Raw genomic sequence first — 20,047 nt, 5'->3', positions numbered from 1 at the left:
ATTTGTTCGCACCACAAGTTTAGCGCTATACTCGCCGCCACACATATCTCAGTTTTAAGGTCGAGCGAATAATGCAACGAGCGCACACAGAAGAATACGAATTATTTCACCGATTAACTTTTTTGAAGTCTCTGCAAGACATCACTAACAAAATTCATGCGACAGATAACGTACAACAAATCATGCTTGATTTGTCTGATGCTATCCGTGATCAATTTAAAGCAGAACACTTAACACTGTATGCTGTGACAGAATCGAAGCTGGAAATTCAAACCACCGTAAAGACTGGTCTTAAATCATTTAAAGACTTTTCATTACCGATTGCCGGCAGCAGCATCGCTGGTTATGTCGCGCTCACCAAGAAATTGGTGAATATACGTAATGTGTACGACACCCAAGAACTAGCCCAATATACGCCGAAGCTCGAGTTTAGAAGTAAAGTAGATTCACGTACTGGATATCGTACAAAGCAAATGCTGACGGGGCCTATCGTCAATGCCAACACCGGCGAAATCTTAGGCGTGCTGCAATTGATCAACACACGCGAAGGCGATCATTTCTCGGCCATCATGGAAGATGGCATGCGTTTAATTTGTGAGACTCTCGCAGTGGCATTTGAAAAACGTCTGAAGCCTGCGCCTGTCGTTCGTAGTAAATACGATCATCTCGTCATTGGTGGCGTGCTCTCTGCACCAGAATTAGCTTTAGCGACTAGCTCATCTCGCCGTAAAGGAATAGACCTAGAAAGTGTTTTAGTCGATGAATTTCAAGTAAGCCTGAAGAGTATTGGTGACGCTTTGACTAAATTTTATGGTTTCGAATATGAAGCCTATCGAGCCGACCGCCCTATTCCATTACGCACAAAAACTTTCCCGCGCGCTTTTGTCGATCGTCATGAATGGCTCATTATTGAATCGAGTGACGAGCGCTTGCATGTCTTATGTACTGATCCTGAAGAATTAATCGAACACAATATTGTCGCCAATTTCTTCCCAAATACAGCCGTTCGTTACAGTGTCACTACCCGTCGCGACTTTCACCAAACCGCCGCTGATTTTTATCATGAATACGATAATGGTTTAAGTAACGACGCTGATTATGGAGAGAATTTCAGCCTTGGTGTCGCCACTGTAGCCGAGCGCCAATTACTCAAGCGTGTGCATAAAACAGTGAGCGAGGCCTTTCACGAAAAGGCGATTGATATTCACCTGAAGCAATACTACGTTCCAGAAAAAACCGCGAGCATTATGCGTCGTAATGGCACGGTAAAGAAAATCAGTGGCCAAGTGATTATCGATTTTCACGTAAATCACCCAGATCAAACCGAAATCTAACTATTAGGAAAGTGGTTTGCGGCAAGACCAAAGTCTCGGTTATGCCGCAACCAATGCTAATTTGCTTAGTTGAGTTGCTTATTTGGATTCCATGCTGCGTTCTAGATCTGGTCGTGTTTGACCAATACGCTTCCAGGTGGCGCGCGCTTCTTGGAATAAACCTAAAGATTGCAGATGTGCAGCATACAGCACCCATTCTTCAATGACGGCATCATCCGTCGGACGCAACTTCGATAATTCGATTCGCGTTGTCTCATCGGCCAAACGAAATTCTCCGCTTGTACTGTATCTCGCCCCATCACGTTCTGAGATAAAACTCACATTCCACTTATACGCTTTGCCAGATGCAAACTGCAATGCGGCGGGTAGCATCCAAGTTTGGCTCGCGCTCTGTGCTTCGATGATCAAATTCTCATCCTCGTCGACAATGCGAATCTCATAGTTTGCTTTTTCGACCGAGGCCCAGTTCAACTCTTTCGGCGCGCCCAATAGGACTGCGCCATTTTCTGGTGTTAACACAGCAATCTTCGGTGGCAGCTGCCGCATACGAATCGCGCCAGTCAAGAGTTGGCCTGATTCCGCTCCCGCGACCAGCTTTTCTTTGACCTGTTTAACTTCCGGTGCAGCGCCCTTAATCAATCGAATTTGGTCTTTTTCAGCGACCAGCACTGCTGGACCAACAAATCGATAAACAGAACGGTTCGCATAAAGTGAGACCGAGAGCTTTGCCCCTTGTTCTAGCTGTACCTGTTCGTTCTGCTTCAAATAACTAAGCAATTGAAGCTTACGCCCCTGCGCCTGATCGAGAACCTTAGCTTGTCCTTGCAGATCAAGCACGATGCCGATGCTAGGATCTTTCACATTGGCAGTCTGTTGGGCCATGGCATACACGGTTTGCATCAACAATAAAGCCGCTATAAAGGCAGGTGCTAGTTTTTTCATACGAGGCATCAATCAGAAGAAGGTAGTAAAGCTAAGTCTCTTAGAGGCATATATTACGCGATTTCATGGGCATTTTAATCCGCCGAACCGAAAACGGCGATCGCTGAGCGCCCTTTCAGCTCCTGTTCATTCAATGGCACCAACTTCGGGTCTGGGCCCACTGCACTTGCCACGATGTCTGAAACAATAATAGGGTATTGAAGGTTTTTGGAAATGCTCTCCAACCTAGCTGCCGTGTTCACCACATCGCCGATGGCGGTGTATTCGTGACGTTCCTCAGAACCCAAAATACCAATTACGGCCTCACCTGCGTGTAAGCCGATACCAATTTTCCAAGCACCAAAACCTTGCGCTGAAATTTCACGATTAAAGTCTTCCAATGCTACTAGCATCCCACGCGCTGCTTTCAAAGCCTGTTGTTCTGGATGAAGCAAGGTATTCGGTGCGCCAAAAAATGCCATCAGGCCATCTCCAATAAACTTATCAACTGTGCCACCCTGCTTGTGTATCTCTGCCACCATTAAGCTGAAATAGCGATTAAGTAAATTGACTACTTGCTCCGCAGGCATGTGTTCACACATCGTGGTGAAATTACGTACGTCTGAAAACAGCACGCATACTTTCTCGCGATGGCTGTGCTGCATTGCGCCCACATCATTTTCCATAATCGCCGACATGACTTGTGGACTAACCCTTCCAGTAAACGCTTTAGCCAACTTCTGTTTATCTACAAAATGCTGCCACGCTTGCCAGCTGATGCTCCATAGGCTGGCAAACATTAATGTCAACAGCACTGCTGAAACGGACAGCCAGCGATTCTGCAAGAACATCAGAAAACTCAAACAAGCTAAGCCCAATATCGCAATGAACGCCAAGCTCAACTTGAGTGCGATACGTCGACCGAAAAGAAACGTCGATGCAATGAGGCACAGTAATATTACCTGCCACGAAGTATTCGCAATGCTCTGCATCATTCCTTGATTCAGCATGCTGCGAACAGCCTGCGCATGAACGAGGACGCCTGGCACCCGCTCAGAGTCCGGCAACCAGCGCGCCAAAGGAGCTGGTAAATGCAAGATATCCACGTAATCTTGAGTCGAACCGACCAGTACCACTTTACCGTCGAATAAATGTCGCAGGTCAATCTGGTCGCCTTGCGCGTGCATTTGCAAAATGGTCTTCAGAGACCGGTAACTCATCGTAGAGCCCAAACGAAAATTGATGAGGCCTTGCCAATTCTGCCGTACGCCATACGCTGCGGCAACTTCAGCCGCGAGACTGGTATTGATACGATCAGGCTGACACTCATGATCGGGAAAGCGTCGAATCTTGCCATCGAGGTCGGCACATAAGTGAGCCGATGCCATCGGGTCAAAGTTACCCTCTTGCGTCTGTAGAACTGCCGCGTAATCTAATTGCAGTTCACGAAAATGATGCGCATCCTTATCCCAAACTTTGGCGACAACCAGTTTAGATTGTGTGACCGTCGTCAGCAAACCCTGCAGTAGGCGACGATGAAGATCGAGTTCTGGCGCGGACTTATTGACCAACGTTTCGAAGCGTTTTTCCGGTAAGGCGATATCAACACCAATCACTCGCGCGCCAGATGAAGAGATAATTTCTAAGGCTTGCGCTAAATGCGTGTGACTCAAGCTCAAGGGCTCATCGATACTGTCGACAAAGGCCTCATCCAGGCCGACGATCACCGGATCGATACTCACAGCTTGTGGAAAATACTGGCGACTAAGGGCTAATTGTCGATCATACAGAGAATAATCGATCTGCTGCCCTAAACGTGTTTCACTCAATAACAAAGCCGAGCCGATGACCAAACTTATCTGGAAGGCGATTAATGCAGCTCGCGCCCATCGATTTCGAGCAGCGGTAGCAATTGTCATTTGAAAAATTTTACTCAAAAGAGAAATCAAGTTCGACACCCTCATCAATCAATTCATGTGTTCCAGCATCGCCAATTCACGAAGACTATTGGACACGAGCTAAATGTTTAACACTAAACGGTAGACCACCACGGCCCAAGATCGTCATGGAACTCTGATTACTAACACGACAAAAGTCTGCATTAAGCTCTCGGTTATCAATCACTTGTGGCATCAAATTGCTCAGGCTCGCGGTTAAATCCAGGGGGGGTGATGCCAGTGTAATGGCGCCGCTTACACCATCAGCCGCCGCAGCCTGTATGACATTTAATTGAGATATGGCGGGATCAAACATCAAGGCCGCACCACCAACGCGTAATCGATTACCACTACTCAAAATATTGCTAACTTGAATTTTCACGTCGCCGCCAAAAGCCTGAGCGGCTGCTGTATTTGCTTGGATTGCCCCGGTGTTTAACACCATCACGGGCGCACTGACTGCAATATCGCCGCCATTACCATTGGCAAGCCCGCTTACAGAGGTGCTAATTTGTGACTGCTGCAAAATGAGCGCGCCTTGTCCACTCACTCGAATATTTCCACCATTGCCACTCACAGCGCTGGTCGTAATTAATCCCGGTGTCATTCGCATGAGTCGGCCAAAATCGATTTGTATTTGACTCGCCGCAATATTCCCACTTGATGCGGCCGTAATATCAGCATGATCAAGCAAGACTGTGTTGGCTTGAATTTGAAGAGTCGTTCCCGAGATATTTTCAGGCTTGGCTGCACTGGCCGCATTTTTGATCGACACTTCAGAATGATCGACGACCAAACGTTCACTCGCTGTTAAGCTCAAGTTTCCGGTTTGGCCAGAAGAAAATTCCCCTGCTTCGGAACGAACTGCAGCACCATTGCTCAAGGTGATTTGCGGAGATGTAATATTGACGGTGCCCGCCACGCCTTTGTAATACGTACTAGATGAAATACTGGCGCCATCTTGTAAATTCAAACTTTCTCGTGCGAGGACATTGACCGCGCCCGCATTTCCAGTGGAGTAGCGATCATAATCATTTGCATGCGCAGCACTAACAATTTCGGTACGTGGCAATTCAGGATCACTTGATCCTTTCACGACTATCGTACCGGCATCAATCGTCACAGAACCCGCCGAACCCTTCCAGAAGCTGTCGGTTGAGCTCGATATCTTTGCGCTATTTTGTAATCGCAATCCATGATTAACTTGAATCTTGATTGCACCCGCGTCACCGCTGCCTTGGGTTCCAACATTACTAAAGATACCAGTATTGTAGTCACCCATACCATCGAGACTTAAATTGTTGGCACTTAACGTAATGTTGCCACCTGCGCCCAAGAAATTAGTTTCGGTCGTAATACTCGCACCGTTCTTGATGTTGATATCGCCACTTGCCTTTACGGTGATATTGCCTGCGTTGCCAACACTCGCCGTAAAACTTCGTATTCCTGTGCTGCTGTCTCCTAGTCCATCCATGTCCAAATTATTAGTTTGAACAAAAATCTGACCTGCTGAAGCTGCTTTATATCGATTTCCTGCAGTATAGGAAGAAGCAGAAATAGTCGCTCCTTCTATGATACTTATCTTCTCGCTAGCTTGGACGTAGACCTCGCCACCCATGCCTGAATCCGATTGATAGCTACTGGTTTCACTGACGATGCCCGTTGGAATTCCTTTACCGTCCAACACAATATTTTTCGCATTGACCGTCACGATGCCAGCCTTACCTTCAGCAAACGTAGAGGTGGCAATGGCTCCCCCATTTTCGATATGCAAGGTCTCATCAACCGTGACATTGACACGTCCCGCATTGCCCGTGCCTTCTTCCGCATTGCTATGAATACCAGTCGATGTCAAATTATATCCATCGATCACAATTTGTCGTGCATGAATATTGACTTCGCCACCGTTAGCCGCACCATGCGTCGATGAGGTAATACTGTTACCGGAAACAATACGTAACTCACCGGTGGCCCGCACAGTGATGTTGCCGGCGTTGCCACTAAGCGCGGTAGCATTACTGCTGATGCCATTAAATGAGATCAGATCAGGTGATCCGATATATATATCACCAGCACTGACAGCAATATTGCCACCATTGACACCCGCAGCGCCAGAGGAATCAAGAAGTCCACCGTCGGTGACGGTAACAGTGCCTTTCAGTTCTGGCACTGCATTGGTGTTCACCGCAAGGCGCGCATCCGCCACAGCCATCACACGAATATCGCCCCCATAACTTTTGAGCCAGGTATCTTCAACGATAACATCGCCAGCAACTAAACTAATTTCTCTACCAGTAACTGGTGTTAGCTGCGCTCGTCCAGTAAATTTAATCGTGGCGCGATCGCCCCCCAAGAACCCAAATGCCTCTGGCGTAGCGGCAGACAAGCTACTAGCTTTACTTAGATCAGCGTGAAACTGTCCATCAGCAAACTGCAAGTAATGCGCAGTGGTGATATGCAAACCCGCTGGAACATCAATCACAGCGCCTTGGCCAACAACAACGCCTTTAGGATTAATCAGGTAAAAATTCGGTTTCGAGCCTGCAGCTGCTTGCACTTGCAGCAGACCTTGGATGTTTGAGGAGGTACCGCCTGTCACTCGAGCGACAATATTTTGAAACGCATCTGTCGTTGTAAAACTCAAAGACTCCCCTGGATTCACATTCAGCACAGAAAAACTATGGAACAGATTCTGTCCTTTGGCCTGACCTAAAGTTTGCGGCACGACCATTTTCCCATTCAGGATTTGTACCGCACCTAAACTACCATCCGTACGTACGTCCGCCGCGCTATAGCCATGTGCTTGCAACAAGCAGAAACATGCTGCAGTCGATAAGATGTGACGACGAGTTCCTAGTCTCTTCATTGCCAATTCCCCACAACGATAAAGGCTGCCCAAAAATTCGGATGAACAAAAGATTTTTGCTGCATCAATTCGAGTTGAGCAAGACGCAAAGACTGGGCTTTACTCATATGCCGATTGACATAATTTTGATACACCGATTGCATTAACTGGCTGGCGGCAATGTCAGAGACTGGCCAGAGAGATCCCATCGCACTACGTGCTTTCGCTTTCAATGCGGCACCGGATATGCCAAGTGGCGCGCGATCGTCACCTTCAGCAGTCTCGCAAGCTGACAACACCAATAAATCTAATGGGCGCTTATTCAATTGATCGGCTGACAGCAGACTCTGGAACTGATCGATCGTAATCACGTCATCGTGCGCCAAGATAAAAGTCTTATCCGCGGTGCTACCGAAAATGCCATGCGAGGCGACGTGCACAATATCGAACTCGCCACTACGCACTTGTTGTGAAAAATTGCGCGAGGAAAAGTCGACATTCAAAATTGACTTCGCACTGATAATCTTTTCAAGCGACTGAATTTCAGTGCTAACCCCATCCAAGCGTAAGATCTGTTTTAACTTATTGGAAATCGCACGCATATCCTCAGTCGAATTTGGCTCGGTTAACACGTTCGATTGCGACGGGCCAAACAACTGACGACTTTGCAAGGCTCGAGAACGGGCAGCCTTACCTCTTTTTTCTTCCACATTTAAATCATCTGTTTGCAACAATTGGTCGACCAAATCTTCTGGCAAACGATCAACTACTTTACCTGGCTCACTGACCCCAGCCAACAAAACCTTGCGGGCTATTGGTGCACCCTTAATTTGCGCATCGACTTGCTGGGCAATAATGCGTAAGCCCGGCGAAATAGCGATGGCGTATTTTTCCACCGCAAACTGTTTGCCATCATTCAAAGCTGCAAAAGCAAGTAATCGTAAGGCTCCATCTGGCACAATCACCAGTGTTTCAATGCTTTGCCCTTGCAAAGTCGAATCGAGCGGTGCAAGCAAGACCTTATACAAACGACGCGACAAGGTCTGAAAACTTTGCTGAGCGCGTAAGGCGCTAGACATTGCATTGACATCTTGGATCAATTTATTCGATGTGATATCAACCCGATGACGTGCGATGCCTTCTGACGTCTCCAACAATAATTCGAGTCGATCGGGGAAGATAATCGGATAAAGAATTGCCGTACCTTTGTTCAGTTTGAGCGCAGTAGCTGGCGCATATGCTGTGGTCGCACTCAAATTACTCAAGGTACTACAGCGATTTCCTAGGTAATCCTCCAACTGATTCTGTTTAATTTGCTCGACCACATCACGTACCTGAAACAGTAGTTTCGTCTTGGCAGCAGGATCAAGAGCATCTGCGCCCGTGAGCAGCGCGTCAGCAAGCCCTAGATACACAGGATCAATCATCTCCCGCACACTGGAACGTCCTTGCGAATAGGATACTGGTATGTCTTGTCGGATGGCCTCAATGTAGCGCACCGCGATTTGGTAGCTTTTTATCGCCAAATCGTGGCGCTGCAAGCGCGTGTACACACGGGCACGACGGGCCTCAATGGAAATCATCAGTTCAGGCGCATCGATTTGTTGCAATAACAAAATCGCTTGATCAGAAATTTGGAGCATATCTTGGTGGCGTTGCAGATCTTCCATCCACTGAGCTTGTTGATCAAGAATTTCGACCTGTAGATATTTAGCGTCCACCTTCTGCGCGATGATGAGGGACTGTGCTAAAACCGGCGCCAACTGCGGTAAGCTGCCACCAAGTCGTTTCACTTGCACTGTGTATTGCACTAAATATCGCGCTTTGTTCTCGGCATCTGGCAATTGCTCAATACGCTGCAAAAGCAGCTGTAATTGCCCAAACATGCCCTGCTTACCAGCATCCATCGTCAATAATGCGCTGCGATTCAGTCCTACACTAATTGCGGTTTCCGCCGAATCTGGCGAAGCGCCCAAGGCTTCGTCATAGGCTTGTTGGGCTAAGTCTCGTCGACCAAGTTCAACTTCGACATTTGCTCTAGCCACTAATGCACGTGATCGCTGCAACGAGTTATCAGCGGTATCCACCGCAGCTTGAAGGTAAATATGGGCTTCTTGGTAGCGCCCCATCTGCTGCAAATGCAAGCCCAATTCGAGCGCGCGACCACTGAGTTCTCTTTTCACACCAGCGCTGGTCGCGTTTTGATACGTAGTTTTCAAGTCTTGCAAACGCAGCCAATAACTTGATTGACACTGCGATGAGAACATTTCCGGATCTTGCGGATTTATTTCAGCAAAAGTGAGGGAGAAACTAGACAATGGTAGCAGTAGACAGATGGCGCATATCCAACTTGCAAAGGATCGATGACATTGAACGGAAAAAGTAGCCATAGGTTTGAAATTACTCAATTAAATTTATAGGCTAACTGCAGTTGCACGCCTTGATCCTGCCAACTTTGCTTTGCGGGGACTCCTACACCCGCTGGACCATGCAATCGTTTGGCGAACGTCACATCAGCAAACCAAGCAGCATATTGCGCTTTAAGACCGATTCCCCATGAGCTCAATGATTGTGCCTGTTCTGCGTGATTTTTAGCACGGCCACCGTCCACAAATACAAGCGCCGTGATCTGCTGGGAATTTTGTGGGTCATTCAATATCACACGCTGAAACTCAACGCTCAACACTTGCGCTTGATCACGCAGCAATTGGCTTTCACGATATCCACGAACACTCGCATTACCGCCGACTGCCATTTTTTCCATTGGAATGAGGCGGGAAGGACTCCATTGCCATTGGGCTCGCATTAATAATTGCGAATGGACCTGCGGCAGTTGACGTAACCACTGCAGCTGTCCATTCCATACAAAATATTGGCGCGGTGGAATCAAGCTATCGCTACTCTTTTGGTCAAGCTCAAGATTATTGTTGCGACCGAAAGAAAAAGTGGAACGACCTAAGAAACCAAAATTATCACCCCGTTCACTCCAATCTTGCGACAACTTGAAGACCTGCGTTTTTGAACGGCCGTTGATTTCACCTGGACTAAATGAAAAGTCTTCACCGAGCAAACTGCTACGCGTTTGCTTGGATGAAAGCGCCAGCCCAATTTCAAATCGGCGCGCCAAGGTATTGGCCCAAGTCTGTCCCCACTTCATCTCAATCGAACTAGTCTTACTATGAATATCGACTACATCCAAGGGTGCTTCCACCACGTTGCTGCGGCCTTGATCCCAACTCCACTGCAAGCTCTGTGCAGGGTTAGGCAATGGTGTGGTCCAAGCTACATGGTAAGGCGCCGCTCCATCACTCTTGCCAATTTGCGCATCAAGCGCATCACCATTTCCGCTTAAATTGCGGACGACGACCGACGCTCCTAGAACAGCTTCGCCGATCGCAGGCGAACGATAATTATTCGCAAAAATAGAAAAGCTATACGGCGTTTTACGCAGCACATCGAGTTCGAAAACCGCCTCACCAAGCTGCCCACTTGGTAGCAAGCGGCTTTGAATGCGTTCAAAGAGGGGATCCTGTAACAAAAGCTGAAACTGCTCTCGTAAAGAATTCACATTCAGGACGTCGGTTGATGCTGGCAAGCGACGTTGCACGTAGGAAGCATGCAAGCCTTGAAGTCCCTGGGCTTTCACCTCGAGCAAGCGCCCCTCAATGATGTTGAATCGGAGAGAGTCAGTCTTATCTGGCGAACTAGGCATGACGAATACAGCACCAGAATTGATATAACCAGCATCGACATAAACACGCGTTAAACGCGTTCGAATTTCTTCCACATCGCTTGCAGTGATCTGCTTACCTATAAATTCTTGAATAGCTTCTTGCAACTGGACGTTTGACAGCTTTGTATTACCGCTGATTTGTACTTCTTTTAGGGGTAAGCCGATGACATAACGCACTACATAACCAGTTACATTGTTCTGCGTCTGCGCAAACGATGGCAAATGAATGACACAAAGCCCCGCCACTGCCAACGCAAGGCAGCTCGCACGACGATGTCGCGAGAAATCAAATAAAGAATGAGGGCGTGTCAACGTGGGGATGCAAATGCCGGACAAAACTAGTTTCCTAATGAAATTCGAATAATGACTAGAAAAAACCAAGCATAAGTGTAAACCATTCGTCACATCTCTCTAAGCACTAAGCGACGAATGGCGTAGGCACCATCTCCGGCAAGAAAACTGCCCCCCCCCAAACAAAAAAGGTCTTACACACAGAGGTATAAGACCTTTAGACAATGTCGAAAAATCAAACAATTAGATTGCTTCAGCGTAACGTCGTTGACGTACAGCCGTGAAAATTAATGCGAGGCCAACGGCAATTCCCATCCAAAACTTGAGTCCGCCAAATTGTACCCAGGCTTGGGTATAGACATCACCAAAATTGAACATATCGTGTCCTTCATCATTCCACATTCCTTGGAGGGAATCTGAGACTGCCCATGTTCCTGGCAACAAGCCGCCAAGCAAACGACCAAAGATATTATTGAAAACCCACACTAAGTTCCAACCAAATTTCGCATAAAAATTGCCGAAAGTTAAGATTAACATCGCTAAAAATGGCATTCCAAACGCCCACGGAAAGACGCGGGATTTAGACCATGCAGAAATCATCAACAGCCAGCCTACTGTTGGCAATGCCCACGCGACGTAGATAGGGAACAATGTCACCAATTTCAGAGGTGTCTTCCACATCGCCTCATCAAGTATGAGCACTGAAAACAAACTAAAACCGTGAAATGTGGCGATCGTTGAGATCAGCACACAAAAGATCAGGTAAGAAATCAAGCTCATAGCGAATGCCATCACGGGCCCAAAGATCAAAGGTAAGCTTATTTTTGCAAGCACGGTTTGCCAGTCTGACACAGGCAATGACTTCCAAAACAGAACACTACGATCTTGCCTATCGTCATGTAACGAAGACATTAGGTGATAAATTCCGACAAAAGACATCGTTACGAACACTGGGCCAAAAAACTTGAAGTAGAGTTCAAGCATCATTGGTTTCACAAACGAAAACCCCACGCGATTGCGTTCGACTATGAAAAAAGCATCGATACAAACATAGGAGAGAAAGCACAATAAACACAAACTCAAAGCCAAAGGCACCCACAAATACAAAGCTTTATATTCCCAATATTCGCGACGAATTAAGTGATGCATTGTTTTCCAATAATTTGGGGATGCTGGCACAGTTATTTGTTCTGTTGCGGTGTTCATTAGTAGCTCCCCTTCATTAAGGCCACAAAAATGTCGGCTAAATCAGGGGTCTGTAACTCACCTAATTCCGCCAATTGTTGACGTGGCACGCCATCAAATAACATTGCTTGCTTCTCAAAAATTTTGCGTTGGTCAAGTGGTTTTAACTTTTGTGCAGTAGCCACTTGCTCTGCATTCACCAAAACTGCAGTAAAGCGATCTTGTATCTTCTCCATCGTCTCGTGCAAGACTATCTGCCCTTCGCGCACGAAGATTACGTCGGACAAAATATTTTCTACTTCTTCGATTTGATGTGTAGTGATGATGATGGTTTTGTTCTCATCGAAATAATCTTCTAAGAGATTTCGATAAAACATCTTCCGGTACAGGATATCGAGTCCGAGCGTAGGTTCATCTAGGACCAAGAGCTTGGCGTCGATCGCCATCACCAAGGCCAAATGAAATTGCGCTAGCATGCCTTTCGACATTTCTTTGACTTTCATCGACATCGTCAACTTCGTTTCAGCGATATAGCGTTCAGCTTTTGCTCGATTGAAACGCGGATGCACACCTTCTACAAAATCCAATGCTTCACGCACTTTGAGCCAACGCGGCAATACAGCGACATCGGCGACGAAACATACCTCATTCATCAAAGCATCACGCTGGGTGGCGGGGTCAAACCCAAGCACAGATAACTGTCCAGAGAACGGCGCTAGGCCGAGAATCGTTTTCAGGATCGTTGTCTTACCCGAGCCATTCGGACCAACCACACCAACAATTCGACCGCTTTCGATCTCAAAATTGAGATTATTTAAGATAGGCTTTTTGCCATAAGATTTGCTCAACTGACGAGCGGAAATAATCGCACTCATGATGGCTCTCCCGCATGGCTTTGTTTCACCAACTGAGTAATATCAATGCCAAGGCTTTGCATACGCTTCACCACAGCAGGCCACTCTTCTTGCAGGAACCGCTCACGTTCACTGCTTAATAAACGCTCTTTCGCGCCGTCCAATACAAACATTCCCAGGCCCCTTTTCATTTCGACGATGTTTTCATCGACTAATTCTTGATAAGCACGCGACACCGTAATCGGATTCAATTGAAAATCAGCGGCGATCTGGCGCACTGAGGGCAAAGCCTCTCCAGGCTTCAGCTCATCACCCAGAATCATGCTCACCACTTTCTCTTTCAACTGCCGATAAATCGGCGCGTTGTCATGCCAACTATGACTCATACTTCACCTCGCTTTAGATGCGGAAATAACATCTGGCTTGTAGCCTCGCCCTTTATTTTCGGCATACCTACGAACCAAAAAGGCTACACAACTAGTGTTGTAGTTAACTATAACACTAACACTCAAAACAAGGCAAAGCCTTTTTTCTAAATTAGTTGTGGAATTTGAAAACACAATTTGATACAGCGCGATACCGCTCCTTTAAGACTTTTCACTTTTAGAGAATCTGATCTTGCACAAAAAAGAAGTAGTGGAATAAACCAACAAGTTCACGCAAGCGCTAAAATGCGGGGGCTCGGATGGATCTGATAGCAGCACACCTCCAGAACGCATCCGTCACTTATTCCCCACTTGGAGATCACATGAAAATAAGAAATATCCTGCTCGCAAGCGCCATCAGTTTGATGTGCGGTGCCAGCATCAGTGCCAATGCAAATGCCGATGTGCGTGGCTTCACTGTTGAAGACATGGTCAAAATGGACCGTATCGCCAGCCCTGTCGTTTCTCCTGACGGTAAGCGCGTGGTGTATGCCCAACGCACCACTGATCTAGAAAAAAACCGTGGTCGTTGGGACTTATGGATGCTCGATCTCAGCACCGTCAATGCCACACCGAAAAAACTGACCAATCTTGGCAGCACGAATGAAGGCAATAACTCGGGTGCACAATGGTCAGTCAAAGGTGATGCAATTTATTTCATCTCTAGCCGTTCAGGTAGTGGCCAAGTGTGGCGTTTATCGATCGCCACTGGAGAAGCGCAGAAAGTCACCGATCTGCCTTTAGATATCGAAAGCTTTAAAGTATCACCAACCGAAAACCGTATCGCCATGGCGATCGAAGTTTTCCGCGATTGCCCTGATCTCACTTGCACCAAAGATCGTCTCGAAGGTAAAGCAAAAACCAAAGCAACTGGCCGCATCCACGACAAACTCTTCATTCGTCATTGGGATACTTGGGCTGATGGGCGTCGCAATGTGCTGTACTCCAGCGCACTCGATGCGAACCATGTGGCCAGCAATAATGTCGTGAGTTTGTCAGGTACATTGGAAGCCGATGTACATTCCAAACCAGATGGCGACCAAGAAGACTATAGCTTCACGCCAGATGGTCAACGCATGGTGTTCTCTGCACGCATTGCAGGCAAAACAGAAGCTTGGTCGACCAATTTTGATTTGTATGAAGTTCCTGCTGCCGGTGGAGCTGCTCCAAAAAATCTGACCGCAGAAAACAAAGCTTGGGATGCGAAACCAGCATTCTCGCCAGATGGCAACACCTTGGCCTACCTCGCGATGAAACGCCCTGGCTTTGAAGCCGATCGTTTCCAAATCATGTTGATGGATGTAAAGACCGGCAAGAAACGTGCGCTCGCAGAAAAATGGGATCGATCTGCTTCTAACCTAATGTGGTCTGAAGATGGCAAAACACTCTACACTCATGCTTTCGATATTGGACAAATGCGTTTATTCGCGATTGATGTCGCTAGTGGTGCGGTGTCTGCTTTGAGCGACAAGGGCTCTGTGGCAGGCTACGATGTGCGTGGCAAAACAGCGGTCATCGCTAAAGCAGATCTCGCTTCCGCTGCCCAGTTGTACACCACAGACCTCAGCAAAGTGCAATGGAAACAAATCACCGATATCAATAAGCAAGCTTTGGCCGATGTGCGTTTTGGCGAATATGAGCAATTCTCCTACGCTGGTGCTAAAGGCGAAAAAGTTTACGGCTATGTGATGAAGCCATGGAATGCGAAAGCGGGTGAAAAATATCCTATCGCCTTCATCGTCCACGGCGGCCCACAAGGCAGCATGGCGAATAACTGGAGCTTCCGCTGGAATCCCCAAGTCTATGCAGGCGCTGGTTATGCAGTGGTGTTCATCGACTTCCACGGTTCTTTAGGTTACGGTCAAAACTTTACTGATTCGATTAGCCAAGATTGGGGCGGCAAACCTTTGGTTGATCTCAAACTCGGTATGGCGGCAGCAGCGAAACAATTCCCATGGTTAGATAGCAGCAAAGCCTGCGCTATGGGTGCTTCCTATGGCGGCTTCATGATGAACTGGATCGCTGGCAACTGGAATGATGGCTTCAAGTGCATCGTTAACCATGCAGGTATCTTCGACACCCGCTCGATGTACTACACCACGGAAGAATTGTGGTTCACGGAATGGGAAAATGGCGGCCCTTACTTTGACGTTCCTGCCAAGCATGAGAAGTTCAACCCATCGGCCCATGTGCTGAAATGGAAAACACCAATGTTAGTGACACAAGGTGAAATGGACTTCCGCGTACCAAGCGCACAATCCTTCGGCGCCTTCACTGCTTTGCAACGCCGTGGCATCGACAGTCAATTGCTGACTTTTCCAGATGAAAATCACCACATCTTGAAACCAGCAAATTCATTGTTGTGGCATCACACGGTGTTGAATTGGATGAATACTTACCTGAAGAAGTAATTATTTTTAAAATCCTTGTTCGATCCCGCGACTACTGATCCGCGTCAGTAGTCGCGTTTTATTTGAGCCCATAGCACTAAGCAATCAGACCTAGATGAATACCTCGCCAGACTACGCCACTTATTCAAAAGAACAATTAGAAGGTGTGCTGCTGCGGATAGATAAAGAACGCTTTCCGGAACGTGTCGCCGAAATCGAACGGCGTCTCATGGATGGAGATCATTGGCAAGACCCAGAGGATCCGGTTCAGAGCCCAAAAGAACTATCCAAAGATTTGCTGGCAGCCGAGCGAGTCGGCGCAGTATCAATTCTCTTTATCATCAGCTATTTCGTTCTCAACTTATTTTTTCAATTTGGAACCGACGACTATGTTATCGACTTGATCCCTTTCATCGCTGGAGCAACGCTCGTCAAAATAAAGAAGGATACGATCCAAACAATCGCGTCATTTCGATTTCTTGCGCGTGCCTTCGTCGCTGCCTCCTTACTTTTCATGGCAATCCACTTTAGTTTTATTCAGCCATTTGATCTGAGCGCCACACAATTCAAATTATTCCCAAGAGATAGTTCAGGGTATTTAGCTTTTTTCTTGCTAAAAATAGCTCTCTTCGTTTGGGCGGGGCGCATATTGGCTACTTCTGAAGTTCTCAAATTCGAGCAATCAACAAACTGGTTTGGAATAGCTTTCCGCCACCCGATTTCAATTGGTTTGTTCGCGGCCCTACTTTTCGGATGGATGACGTATTCCAAGGTAAATAGTGAGGTAGCACAACAAGGTGTTGCCAAAGCTCGAATCGAGTATGGGGCTCAATTTAACTACACGGCAACCGCTGTCAAAACAAAGCAAAAGCTTGTTGGACCAACACACTCTGTTGCAGTCACGGCCTGGAATCAAGAAAAAATTCTGTTCATCGAAGAACACTGGATAGAAAAAGAAACGGCGCCCCCCAAATAAAGGTGCGCCGTTTCCTCGACCAAATTTATGAAATTACTTCGCCATCGCCTTATTCTGCGCATCCAACCAAGTTTTGAGTGGCGCGAAATAGTCTAACATTGCTGTCGCATCTAACTTTTCTTCCCCTGACACTGCTTTCAAGGCTTCATTCCATGGGCGGCTTGTGCCCATCTCGAGCATCGCTTGGAATTTCTTACCCGCCGCTTTGTTTTCATAAATCGAGCAACGATTTAATGGGCCGCTATAGCCAGCTTCGCGGCACAGAGCACGATGCAATTGGAATTGCAAAATCGTTGCTAGGAAATAGCGTGCGTATGGTGTGTCGGAAGCGACGTGGTATTTAGCACCGGCATCGAAGCCATTGGCCGCGCTTGGCGCTGGACGCTTTACGCCTTGATACTTCTCGCGCAATTCCCACCAAGCTTTGTCGTAGTCGGCTGGTTTGACTTGGCCAGCATAGACTTTCCAACGCCATTGATCGACCAAGTAAGCAAACGGTAAAAACGCCACCTTTTGTAAGGCACGATCCATCAATACGCCCACATCTTGCGATGCATCTGGCACTTCTTTGATCAAACCTAATTTATGCAAGTACTCTGGCGTGACTGACAAAGCCACAGTATCACCAATCGCTTCATGGAAACCATCATTCGCACCACCTTTAAACAGTGGCGATTGTTTGCGATAAGCGAGGTCGTAATAAATGTGACCAAGCTCGTGATGAATCACCAAAAAGTCTTCGGTCGTTTGGTTGATGCACATCTTGATACGCACGTCTTTGTCACCATCGACATCCCATGCCGAAGCGTGACACACCACTTCGCGATCACGAGGTTTCGTCAATTGTGAGCGCTCATAAAACGATGCGGGCAAAGCCTCCATGCCAAGTGAAGTATAAAAACCTTCAGACATCTTGGTCATTGCTTTGGCGTCGATATTCTTTTGCTTGAGCGTTTCAGCGATATCGAGATTGGCTGCAGGGCCTTGTGGCTTGACGATAGGGTATAAATTTTCCCAACCTTGTGACCACATGTTACCGAACAAGTGAGCAGGAATAGGACCATTGTCTGGCACCTCATCTTTGCCATAGGTTTGTTGCAGCTTCAAGCGCACATATTGATGCAAGGAGTCGTACAAAGGCTTCACTTGCTGCCACAGGCGTTCTGTCTCGGCGGCAAACGCTTCTGGTGGCATATCGTATTGAGACCGCCACAACGCACCGGTGTCGGCAAAGCCCATTTCACGCGCACCTTTGTTCGACACATCTACGTATTGCGCATAGCTGTCTTTGTAGCTGCTAGCGGTCTGATGCCAGCCTAACCACGCTTCTTTCATCTCAGCAGGATTGCGGCTCTTCGCCAAAATCGCTTCGAGCTGACCGAGGTTTAAACAAGTCGATTCGTCGCCTGGCGTTTTGCAATATTTACCTTTGCCGTAAGCACCGTTCATTTGCGCGGACAATTTCGCATAGTCTTCGCGGTCTTTATCATTGCTGAGACTCAAGCTCAATTGCAGTAATTTCAGCTTACGCTTGTTTTCAGCAGACAGCGGTAGCTTGTTATAGCGACGTGCTTGCAAAGCGATCTCGCCCATTGCACCAATCGCTTGTTCGTTGGCTTGCGCGGCAATCGTTTCGGTATCGTCGGTAATATGTGTCTCATAGACCCAGGCCGCACGTTGAGCTGTATTACCGAGCTTTTCTAAGCGAGCTTCAGCGTCTTTTAAGAATTTTTCTGCCTCGGCTACGGTCGGTGGGCCTTTTTTATTGGCGGCTTCGGCCAACATCGGCATATTGAACATCGCGATCGCAGCGACAGCTGCAGCGATTTTGGTTTGATAAAACATCGCTCTTCCTTCTCTTGCGCAAAAACTGCAAGCTTACACCCTGCTGGCACAAATAGCTGGCTAATTTGTCATTGTTCTTGTCACTTTTTTTGTAACTAGAATGATGATTTCTAGCCCAGTGGACAGCCCAAAGTTTGGCAAGCCCACTATTCCTATCATTATCGGTTATCATACAACTATCTTTTTCATGCAGGCTATCCGGTTCAAAGCTTATGAGTAACTTAAACAGCACTTCACTTCCCATCCCTGGTCGCAGCAAACCGCGCAACTTGGCACAGGCTGTGGTTGAACATATTACGGAATCGATACGCAACGACAGTCTCAAAACCGGCGAGAAACTGCCGACTGAATCCGAAATCATGCAGATTTACGGTGTCAGTCGCACCGTGGTGCGCGAGGCAATTTCGCATTTAAAAGCAGCAGGTTTTGTAGAGACGCGTCATGGCATCGGCACTTTCGTGTTGCCACCACCGAAAACTGGTATGGGCCTGCCGCATGAATCGATGGTAACGATACGTGATGTACTCGATATTTTGGAAATCCGTATTAGCCTAGAAACCGAAGCCGCTTGGCATGCAGCGACTCGCCGTAGTGAAGAGCAGATTCAAGCGCTAGCTGAAGTATTGCGGGTCATGCAAACAGCCCAAGAAAATCAACAGAACTCGGTCGATGCCGACGTCCAGTTTCACCTCCTAATTGCACAAGCCACCGGCAATGCCTACTTCGTCGATTTGCTGAGCCAACTCGGTCGGACGATTATTCCGCGCGCCCGCATCAACACCGCCCTACTCGCCGAAGGTGAGCCGCAGTCATACTTGCAAAGGGTAAGACACGAACACGAAGACATCTACCAAGCGATACTGCGCAAAGATCCAGAAGCAGCGCGTGCGGCGATGCGTACCCATTTAAGTCATAGCCGTGAACGCTTGCGTCGAGCACAAGAGTTGCTAGAGCCTGAGGTTGGGTCTGAAAAGGCGAATGCTGCTCAAAGTTAATTCATCGGTCTGTCCCGAAAATGCATCTCTTTGCCTCTTAGCCTTTAACGTTTGGATCAAGAAATGCTTGATGCAAACGCGGAATGACCCTAGATCACTGCCTTCGCAGCGATGACGCTCTCACCTTCTTCACTCAAACCTAAAGCCTACCCTTCCATTCACGGCAAGTCATAGGGTTTCAAACAACACCATTCCCTCAATTCACAACAGTTGATAAAACCGACTTTCAATCGCAAGATGTTGTCGAATAAGCCATAAAAACAAGATTTTTAAGCGAGTGCTTGTATTTCCTAATTTTAAGTTGTACGATGACGTA

13 protein-coding genes are annotated in these 20,047 nt (G+C 47.4%); 4 read left to right on the top strand and 9 right to left on the bottom strand.

Features of this window, described 5'->3' with window-relative positions; all coding sequences use genetic code 11:
• Window positions 1-71 precede the first annotated feature (71 nt).
• The gene (locus H8K36_RS17970; RefSeq protein WP_186917907.1) at window positions 72-1,334 is read left to right on the top strand and encodes a GspE/PulE/PilB domain-containing protein; all 1,263 of its coding nucleotides are present in this window, start codon (window positions 72-74) and stop codon (window positions 1,332-1,334) included.
• Window positions 1,335-1,412: 78 nt separating this feature from the next.
• Here the strand turns inward: H8K36_RS17970 and H8K36_RS17965 are convergent, their stop codons facing one another.
• The 8 genes from H8K36_RS17965 to H8K36_RS17930 form a co-directional block, all read right to left on the bottom strand.
• Complete coding sequence (locus H8K36_RS17965; protein WP_186917908.1) at window positions 1,413-2,276, bottom strand: hypothetical protein; 864 nt, start codon at window positions 2,274-2,276, stop codon at window positions 1,413-1,415.
• A 74-nt stretch (window positions 2,277-2,350) separates the two neighbouring features.
• Entirely contained in the window at window positions 2,351-4,174 is a 1,824-nt protein-coding gene (locus H8K36_RS17960; RefSeq protein ID WP_186917909.1) for an adenylate/guanylate cyclase domain-containing protein, read from the bottom strand.
• Window positions 4,175-4,259: 85 nt separating this feature from the next.
• Complete coding sequence (locus H8K36_RS17955; protein ID WP_186917910.1) at window positions 4,260-7,058, bottom strand: two-partner secretion domain-containing protein; 2,799 nt, start codon at window positions 7,056-7,058, stop codon at window positions 4,260-4,262.
• Window positions 7,055-9,304, bottom strand: coding sequence for a CHAT domain-containing protein (locus tag H8K36_RS17950; RefSeq protein WP_186917911.1), 2,250 nt, complete (start codon window positions 9,302-9,304; stop codon window positions 7,055-7,057). Before H8K36_RS17950 ends, H8K36_RS17955 begins: the two co-directional genes overlap by 4 nt.
• A 137-nt stretch (window positions 9,305-9,441) precedes the next feature.
• Window positions 9,442-11,082, bottom strand: coding sequence for a ShlB/FhaC/HecB family hemolysin secretion/activation protein (locus H8K36_RS17945; protein WP_186917912.1), 1,641 nt, complete (start codon window positions 11,080-11,082; stop codon window positions 9,442-9,444).
• Between the two features lie 222 nt (window positions 11,083-11,304).
• The gene (locus tag H8K36_RS17940; RefSeq protein ID WP_186917913.1) at window positions 11,305-12,267 is read right to left on the bottom strand and encodes a hypothetical protein; all 963 of its coding nucleotides are present in this window, start codon (window positions 12,265-12,267) and stop codon (window positions 11,305-11,307) included.
• A complete protein-coding gene (locus tag H8K36_RS17935) occupies window positions 12,267-13,121 on the bottom strand; it encodes an ABC transporter ATP-binding protein (RefSeq protein ID WP_186917914.1) in 855 nt (284 codons plus the stop codon). Before H8K36_RS17935 ends, H8K36_RS17940 begins: the two co-directional genes overlap by 1 nt.
• Window positions 13,118-13,486, bottom strand: coding sequence for a GntR family transcriptional regulator (locus tag H8K36_RS17930; protein ID WP_186917915.1), 369 nt, complete (start codon window positions 13,484-13,486; stop codon window positions 13,118-13,120). Before H8K36_RS17930 ends, H8K36_RS17935 begins: the two co-directional genes overlap by 4 nt.
• A 362-nt stretch (window positions 13,487-13,848) precedes the next feature.
• On the opposite strand from H8K36_RS17930, the gene H8K36_RS17925 reads away from it, so the two are divergent.
• Together H8K36_RS17925 and H8K36_RS17920 are read left to right on the top strand one after the other, a co-directional pair.
• On the top strand, window positions 13,849-15,936 hold the full coding sequence (locus H8K36_RS17925; protein ID WP_186917916.1) for a S9 family peptidase: 2,088 nt from the start codon (window positions 13,849-13,851) through the stop codon (window positions 15,934-15,936).
• Window positions 15,937-16,030: 94 nt separating this feature from the next.
• Entirely contained in the window at window positions 16,031-16,891 is an 861-nt protein-coding gene (locus H8K36_RS17920; protein ID WP_186917917.1) for a hypothetical protein, read from the top strand.
• Window positions 16,892-16,924: 33 nt separating this feature from the next.
• Here the strand turns inward: H8K36_RS17920 and H8K36_RS17915 are convergent, their stop codons facing one another.
• Complete coding sequence (locus H8K36_RS17915; protein ID WP_186917918.1) at window positions 16,925-18,736, bottom strand: M2 family metallopeptidase; 1,812 nt, start codon at window positions 18,734-18,736, stop codon at window positions 16,925-16,927.
• Between the two features lie 212 nt (window positions 18,737-18,948).
• On the opposite strand from H8K36_RS17915, the gene H8K36_RS17910 reads away from it, so the two are divergent.
• Window positions 18,949-19,731, top strand: coding sequence for a FadR/GntR family transcriptional regulator (locus tag H8K36_RS17910; protein WP_186917919.1), 783 nt, complete (start codon window positions 18,949-18,951; stop codon window positions 19,729-19,731).
• Window positions 19,732-20,047 lie beyond the last annotated feature (316 nt).

This window comes from Affinundibacterium nitidum, from assembly GCF_014284155.1.
Classification (GTDB): domain Bacteria; phylum Pseudomonadota; class Gammaproteobacteria; order Burkholderiales; family Burkholderiaceae_D; genus Undibacterium; species Undibacterium nitidum.
The sequence above is the reverse complement of the archived record's forward strand: the minus strand, read 5'-3'. Positions and strand labels throughout refer to the sequence as shown.

Excerpts from the sequence above, each read along its gene's own strand:
- H8K36_RS17970 (WP_186917907.1), top strand. The coding sequence starts at position 72 with ATGCAACGAGCGCACACAGAAGAATACGAATTATTTCACCGATTAACT.
- H8K36_RS17965 (WP_186917908.1), bottom strand. The coding sequence starts at position 2,276 with ATGAAAAAACTAGCACCTGCCTTTATAGCGGCTTTATTGTTGATGCAA.
- H8K36_RS17960 (WP_186917909.1), bottom strand. The coding sequence starts at position 4,174 with ATGACAATTGCTACCGCTGCTCGAAATCGATGGGCGCGAGCTGCATTA.
- H8K36_RS17955 (WP_186917910.1), bottom strand. The coding sequence starts at position 7,058 with ATGAAGAGACTAGGAACTCGTCGTCACATCTTATCGACTGCAGCATGT.
- H8K36_RS17950 (WP_186917911.1), bottom strand. The coding sequence starts at position 9,304 with ATGTTCTCATCGCAGTGTCAATCAAGTTATTGGCTGCGTTTGCAAGAC.
- H8K36_RS17940 (WP_186917913.1), bottom strand. The coding sequence starts at position 12,267 with ATGAACACCGCAACAGAACAAATAACTGTGCCAGCATCCCCAAATTAT.
- H8K36_RS17935 (WP_186917914.1), bottom strand. The coding sequence starts at position 13,121 with ATGAGTGCGATTATTTCCGCTCGTCAGTTGAGCAAATCTTATGGCAAA.
- H8K36_RS17930 (WP_186917915.1), bottom strand. The coding sequence starts at position 13,486 with ATGAGTCATAGTTGGCATGACAACGCGCCGATTTATCGGCAGTTGAAA.
- H8K36_RS17925 (WP_186917916.1), top strand. The coding sequence starts at position 13,849 with ATGAAAATAAGAAATATCCTGCTCGCAAGCGCCATCAGTTTGATGTGC.
- H8K36_RS17920 (WP_186917917.1), top strand. The coding sequence starts at position 16,031 with ATGAATACCTCGCCAGACTACGCCACTTATTCAAAAGAACAATTAGAA.
- H8K36_RS17915 (WP_186917918.1), bottom strand. The coding sequence starts at position 18,736 with ATGTTTTATCAAACCAAAATCGCTGCAGCTGTCGCTGCGATCGCGATG.
- H8K36_RS17910 (WP_186917919.1), top strand. The coding sequence starts at position 18,949 with ATGAGTAACTTAAACAGCACTTCACTTCCCATCCCTGGTCGCAGCAAA.